Source organism: Pedobacter sp. 01T416_2 (genome assembly GCF_056398925.1).
The window spans coordinates 1-2,313 of the sequence record NZ_JBFTQI010000876.1 but is presented as its reverse complement, the minus strand read 5'-3'; the positions used below and the strand labels follow the sequence as shown (position 1 = coordinate 2,313).

At 38.6% G+C, this 2,313-nt stretch carries 2 protein-coding genes; both read left to right on the top strand.

Going from position 1 to position 2,313, the window contains the following annotated elements; all coding sequences use genetic code 11:
* Nucleotides 1–174: 174 nt before the first annotated feature.
* Entirely contained in the window at nucleotides 175–1,680 is a 1,506-nt protein-coding gene (locus tag AC1DPQ_RS25305; RefSeq protein ID WP_477611253.1) for a TPM domain-containing protein, read from the top strand.
* Nucleotides 1,681–1,870: 190 nt separating this feature from the next.
* Nucleotides 1,871–2,313: SH3 domain-containing protein (locus tag AC1DPQ_RS25300; RefSeq protein ID WP_477611252.1), on the top strand; the 443-nt coding region annotated here is incomplete at its 3' end.

The window sequence follows — 2,313 nt, the reverse complement described above, 5'->3', positions numbered from 1 at the left end:
ACAGAGCGAAAGCCACCCGATAGAATTTAAAACCGTGCAACTTTACGATTTGGAAGCGTACATGAAAGATAAAGCAAAACTGGATAAGGTATTGGCTAAAATATTAAAAGAGTAAACCATATTGCTACCTAGTTGTTAAATCATGATGTAAAAACCTCGCACCTAAATTATACAATGCTTAATACCCATTTGTTTAAACCCATTGCCCTACTATTTTTTCTTTTAGTTGCCAATATTACTTTTGGGCAAACTGCTTACAAAGTAAAAGACATACCCGACCCAAAAAACAATGGGGGAGGCTATGTAAGTGATCCTGACGGCATTTTGGGAAGTAGTGCGGTTTCGGGTTTAAATAATACCATTGCCCAGTTTGAACATGAAACCAATGTTCAGGTAGCAGTGGTGATTGTTAACGATTTCGACCATGATAAAGAAGATTTCGATTTTGCATTTGAGCTTTTTAACACCTGGGGAATTGGTTCAAAAACCAGCAATAATGGCTTATTGTTATTTATCTCAAAAGATCGGCGAAAGTACCGGTTCATTACCGGAACGGGAATTGAAGGTGTATTGCCAGATGTAAAGCTTAAACATATTGCCGAACAGAACCTCCTACCAGCTTTCAGGCAAAATGATTTTAGCACCGGGATAACGAATACCATTAATGCCATTGGTGTAATTATTTTAAATCCTGAAAATAAATCAGAGCTCAATCAGTTTTTCACCCAACACGAAAGCAACAGTTCACTCGAAAATTTTTGGCTTCCTACAGGAATTATCCTACTGGTATTTTGGGGGGTGTTCAAAATTGTGAACAGGCAAGCCAAAAATGGTTTAAATCCAAAAGGCTTTGACAAGAATAAAAATAGTTATGATGCCACCATAGCTAAAGGCTGTGGAGTGGCTTTCTTTATTGTGTTTGTTTCTATTTTTATTTTTGTTTTTACTGGTGCTTTTGAGCTGTTCGAAAAGATAAAATTAGCACATATCCCTTACATTCTTTTTTCTATCCTGGCCATATTGCTTTTCTTTCGTTACCTTTTCTATTTGTCGGCATTAAGAAAAGCCCACCAGGACGACAAAAATTTCTTTGATGCCGTTGTGGCTTTCCACAAAAAGAACTGGTGGTTAGTTCTTTTCTCTCCTATAATTTTAATTGCAATTATACTCCACCTTATTAAGCGCGTTAAAACGATTGATCGTTTCAAGCCAGTTTTGGATAGTAAAAACAACCCGATGACCCGAGTAGATCGCGATATCAACATAGAAGGGGAACCCTTTTTAACTGCAGGGCAACGTAAAGAAGAAGTTGTTCTAGCTTATGATTATGATATCTGGGAAAGCACAGACCATAAAGAACATATTATTAAGGCATGGCCAGCTGAAAAACACAACAGTTATATAGAATGCCCAGAATGCGCTTTTAGGACATACAAACTGAATGAACGTGTTACAGTTAAACAAGCCACTTATAGTCACGAAGGGCAGGCGAAGCTGATAAACGAATGTAGCTTTTGTAAAAAAACAGAATTTATAAAGTGGATCACATTGGCCATATTGGTCGAATCGAGTTCGTCATCAAGTTCCTCTTCATCAAGCAGCAGCTCATCTTCTTCATCATCAAGCAGTAGCTGGGGCGGTGGTAGCAGCAGCGGTGGTGGTACTGGTGGAAGCTGGTAGTTTCGCTTATCTGTTTTATAAGATGCTTTAACTTTGCTGAAAGAAGATTTTAAGGAAAGGAGAAGTACCTTTTTTCAATCTTATCCTCACCTATTAAAAGTATTTTCTAATTTTGAAACACTTAGCACGGTGTTTGCTTATAGCGTGTTGGCAATTACCCATTAAAACTGTTTCGCAGAATTCAATACTTATGACTAGAATTTTCTTCCTCCTCATCGCTCTTTTTATTTTCACTAACCGTTTAAACGCACAAGAAACGTATCGCGTTAAGGCAGACAAATTGCGTGTAAGGGAAAGCAGCGATCCGAAAAGCAAGGTGATTGGAAATATTGCTCAAAATGAAAACATTACGGTTTTAGATGCGAAAAATGCCAAGTTTTACAAAGTAAAGTTTAAAAACCGCGAAGGCTGGGTAAGCAAAGATTTCATCGAAAAAATTGCTCCTGCTGCTAAACCATCAACTCCTCAGCCAAATACTGCACAGCCCGCCGCTACCCCTCAAACGGCAAGCGCCGACATGTATCGGGTAACTGCAGACGATTTACGCGTAAGGCAACAAGCTGACCCGAAAAGCAAAATTGTGGGATACCTGCCTAAAGATGAAAATGTTGCCGTGATCGATTCATCAAATAC